Source organism: Pseudoalteromonas sp. TAE79 (genome assembly GCF_000498015.1).
Classification (GTDB): Bacteria; Pseudomonadota; Gammaproteobacteria; order Enterobacterales; family Alteromonadaceae; genus Pseudoalteromonas.
The window spans coordinates 3,795-7,951 of sequence record NZ_AUTL01000212.1 but is presented as its reverse complement, the minus strand read 5'-3'; the positions used below and the strand labels follow the sequence as shown (position 1 = coordinate 7,951).

Below are 4,157 nucleotides of genomic sequence, written 5' to 3'. Positions count from 1 at the left end.
CTGCCATAAACTTGCTTGAATTAAACTATTTTCAATTAAGTGGCCTAAATGCGTGGTGTTTATATCGGCGCAGTCAAACAATAAATTATCACCACCGCGCTCAAATGCCTCCAATTGCTGATAAGGCGCTATGCGGTTTTGCCTTAAAAGCGGCATTGCCCCTAATTCATCAAGTAAATTTTCTGAAAAACGATTAATAGCCGACACTCTAATATCAACCTTATCACTACTAAGAATCTGTGATGGGTCTATTAGGTGTTTTTCGATTATGCGTACGCCAAAGCCCTGTTGAGCAAGCTTTATCGCCATAGCCGCGCCAACCATGCCACCACCAACTACTATCACATTATTTTTAGTCATGTTTTCATCATTTTATTATTACTTGAGTCTGTTTTGATTGTATCAAAATTAATTTGTTTTATACCAGAGGTATCACTAACCGCTGATTAAACTCGCCTCGTATTGATTTGAGATCACAAACATGAAAACTATACTTGGATCTGGACGGGTATCCAGCTAAAATACGCCTCCTTTAAGTGAGCATGCTTGCTCCTTAATCCTGTTTCAAGCACATTTTTGTGCCACTATCGAATTGAACACGAGGCTATATTTCAATGAGCAAAAAGCTGCATATTAAAACCTGGGGTTGTCAGATGAACGAATACGACTCTCAGAAAATGGCTGAACTTTTAGATGCCACCAACGGCTACCAGCTAACTGAAGATGCAACAGATGCCGACGTAATCTTACTTAACACCTGTTCAATTCGTGAAAAAGCACAAGAAAAAGTATTTCACCAATTAGGTCGCTGGAAGTTATTAAAAGACGACAAGCCAGATTTAATCATTGGTGTAGGTGGTTGTGTTGCCTCACAAGAAGGTGACTCTATTCGCCAACGTGCACCATTTGTAGATGTTATTTTTGGTCCGCAAACGCTACACCGTTTACCAGAAATGATTAAACAAGTGCAAGGCGACAAAGGCTCATCTGTTGTTGATATTTCATTCCCAGAGATTGAAAAATTTGACCGCCTGCCAGAGCCAAAAGCAGATGGCCCATCTGCTTTCGTATCAATTATGGAAGGCTGTTCTAAGTACTGTACTTTTTGTGTTGTACCTTATACCCGCGGTGAAGAAGTTAGTCGCCCAGTAGATGACGTACTACTTGAAGTTGCACAACTTGCAGAGCAAGGCGTACGTGAAGTAAATCTTTTAGGTCAAAACGTAAATGCATACCGCGGCGATACGCACGATGGCGAAATTTGTTACTTCTCTGATTTAATTCGTCTTATAGCAGCTATTGATGGTATTGACCGTATTCGTTACACCACATCGCACCCGGTAGAATTTACCCCAGATATAATCGACGTTTACGCCGATGTACCAGAGCTTGTAGATCACTTACATTTACCAGTACAAAGTGGTTCAGACCGTATATTAAACCTAATGAAACGTGGCCATACGGCAATTGAATACAAATCGACAATTCGTAAGTTACGTAAAATTCGTCCTAACTTAAGTATGTCGTCAGATTTCATTATTGGTTTCCCAGGCGAAAGCAAAGAAGACTTTGAAGCAACCATGAAGCTTATTAGCGACATAGGTTTTGATATGAGCTTTAGCTTTATTTACAGCGCACGCCCAGGTACGCCAGCGGCAGATTTGCCGGATGACGTAACAGAGCAAGAGAAAAAAGAGCGCTTATACTTACTACAAAACCGTATTACACAAATGGCGCAGCAAATTAGTCGTCAAATGTTCGATACAGAGCAACGTATACTTGTTGAAGGTCCTTCTAAGAAGAACCCTATGGAATTACGTGGCCGTACAGAAAACAACCGTGTAGTAAACTTTGTTGGCCCGCACACAGTGATCGGACAGTTTGTTGATGTACGTATTACCGAAGCACTACCTAACTCTTTACGTGGTGACTTAATTCGTACAGAATCAGAAATGAACTTACGACGTGAAGTAGCTCCTTCAGCTATTTTAACTAAAGCTGCAGCTGCAGAGCCAAAACCAGACACTGTTAACGAAATTGGCGTAGCTACTTTCGTTCCTTAGTCACACAATTAGCGCCAGTTAACGCTGGCGCAGTACTATAGGAAGCAATTTTGAGTAATCAGTTAAAAACATTAGAGATTTATTTAGAACCTGCCGATAACAAACGCCTTTCTTCTTTATGTGGCCCGTTTGACGAAAACATCAAACAAATTGAACGCCACCTGGCTGTTGAAATAATTCACCGTGACAACTTTTTTAAAGTAACCGGTAAACTACACAACTGCGCCGGCGCTGTAGAAATCTTAAAAAACCTTTATGTTGATACTCAGCCAGTTCGTGGTGTTTTAGGCGAAATAGAACCCGACGCCGTTCATTTAGCTATTACCGAATCAAAAGCCTTAGAGCAAGATGCATCCAGCAGCGCTTATGGCAAAGAAATGGTTATTAAAACCCGCCGTGGTGTTATTAAACCACGTAACGACAACCAAGGTGTTTATGTGGCTAATATTTTAAACCACGACATTACCTTTGGTATTGGCCCTGCAGGTACTGGTAAAACTTACCTTGCAGTTGCAGCCNCCGCCGTCGACGCTCTTGAGCGCCAAGAAATACGCCGTATATTACTAACGCGCCCTGCTGTAGAAGCTGGCGAAAAGCTTGGCTTTTTACCTGGCGATTTAAGTCAAAAAATAGACCCATACCTGCGCCCTCTTTACGATGCTCTTTTTGAAATGCTAGGTTTTGAAAAAGTAGAAAAGCTCATCGAAAAAAATATCATCGAAGTCGCACCGCTTGCTTACATGCGCGGACGTACTTTAAACGATGCCTTTATTATTTTAGATGAAAGCCAAAATACCACCGCCGAGCAAATGAAAATGTTTTTAACCCGTATAGGGTTTAACTCAAAAGCGGTGATTACAGGCGATATTACACAGGTCGATTTACCTCGTGGCACACGCTCAGGCCTTCGCCATGCAATTGAAGTACTTGATGGCGTAAACGAAATTAGCTTTAACTACTTCAAAGCCCACGACGTAGTACGTCACCCTGTTGTAGCACGCATAGTTGAAGCCTACGAGCGTAACGACGAAAGCGAGCGACTTAAGCGCATTGAAAAGCAAAATGCAAAAGACGCACTCGCTGCTCTTCAACAGCCTACTACTAAAGAGTAATACTTTGACAACCGAACTTGATTTACAAATAGCCTGTGAGTTTGACAACCTCCCAAGCGAAGAACAATTTGCGCAATGGGCCGACAAAGCCCTCAGCCAATACCGTGATGAGTCCGAACTCAGTATCGTTATTAGCGACGAAGCGCAATCGCAACAACTTAATAACGACTATCGCGGTAAAAATAAACCGACCAACGTACTGTCGTTCGAATTTGAAGCACCACCAGGCATAGATATTCCCTTGGTTGGTGATTTAATTATTTGCCCAGCCATTGTATTAGCTGAAGCAATTGAGCAAGAGAAGTCATTTCATGACCACTTTGCTCACATGGTTATTCACGGATGCTTGCATTTGCTTGGATTTGACCATATAAAGAGTGAAGACGCTTTAGAGATGGAAAGCATCGAAAAGCAATTACTTGCAGAGCTAAACATAGCAGACCCATACCGGGACGATATTTAAATTAACGGAGCAATTAGACGCAATGAGCGACGGTAACTCGCAATCTAGCCAGGGTTCTTCTGGCAAAACGTGGTTGGGCAGAATAGCCCAAATGTTGCAAGGGGAACCCCAGAATAGAGAAGAGCTGGTCGAAGTTATTGCCGATGCGCAAGAACGAGACGTAATCGATCCAGAAACAAAAGAGATGATAGAAGGTGTGCTTGGCGTGTCTGAGCTTAAAGTGCGAGACATAATGGTTCCGCGCTCACAAATGATCACTCTTGAGATCGACAGCCCGCTTGAAGAACTAATTCCAATGATGGTTGACTCAACTCACTCACGTTTTCCAGTGGTGATTGAAGACAAAGATCATGTAGAAGGTTTTTTACTCGCTAAAGATTTATTGCCACTAATCTTAAATAAAGACGAGCATTTACCATCAATACGTGATTATTTACGCCCAGCAATGGTAGTACCTGAAAGCAAACGTGTTGATACATTGCTAAACGAATTCCGTCAGCAACGCTACCATATGGCTGT

At 42.1% G+C, this 4,157-nt stretch carries 4 protein-coding genes and 1 pseudogene (1 of these 5 only partly in view); 4 read left to right on the top strand and 1 reads right to left on the bottom strand.

The features are described 5' to 3' along the window. The coding region (locus tag L655_RS0115710; RefSeq protein WP_029752024.1) for an NAD(P)-binding protein at positions 1–360 on the bottom strand (360 nt) is incomplete at its 3' end. 254 nt (positions 361–614) lie between these two features. On the opposite strand from L655_RS0115710, the gene miaB reads away from it, so the two are divergent. The 4 genes and pseudogenes from miaB to corC all read left to right on the top strand — a co-directional run. After that, positions 615–2,063, top strand: coding sequence for a tRNA (N6-isopentenyl adenosine(37)-C2)-methylthiotransferase MiaB (gene miaB, locus L655_RS0115705; RefSeq protein ID WP_002958544.1), 1,449 nt, complete (start codon positions 615–617; stop codon positions 2,061–2,063). Positions 2,064–2,113: 50 nt separating this feature from the next. Then, positions 2,114–3,175, top strand: a complete 1,062-nt coding sequence (locus tag L655_RS0115700; RefSeq protein ID WP_024605541.1) for a PhoH family protein — start codon at positions 2,114–2,116, stop codon at positions 3,173–3,175. Between the two features lie 4 nt (positions 3,176–3,179). Beyond that, positions 3,180–3,638 carry an rRNA maturation RNase YbeY gene (gene ybeY / locus L655_RS0115695; RefSeq protein ID WP_024605540.1) on the top strand — a complete coding sequence of 153 codons (459 nt, stop codon included), beginning with the start codon at positions 3,180–3,182 and terminating at the stop codon, positions 3,636–3,638. A 22-nt stretch (positions 3,639–3,660) separates the two neighbouring features. Then, positions 3,661–4,157, top strand: a pseudogene (gene corC / locus L655_RS01000000125725) (CNNM family magnesium/cobalt transport protein CorC); it runs 395 nt beyond the window's last position.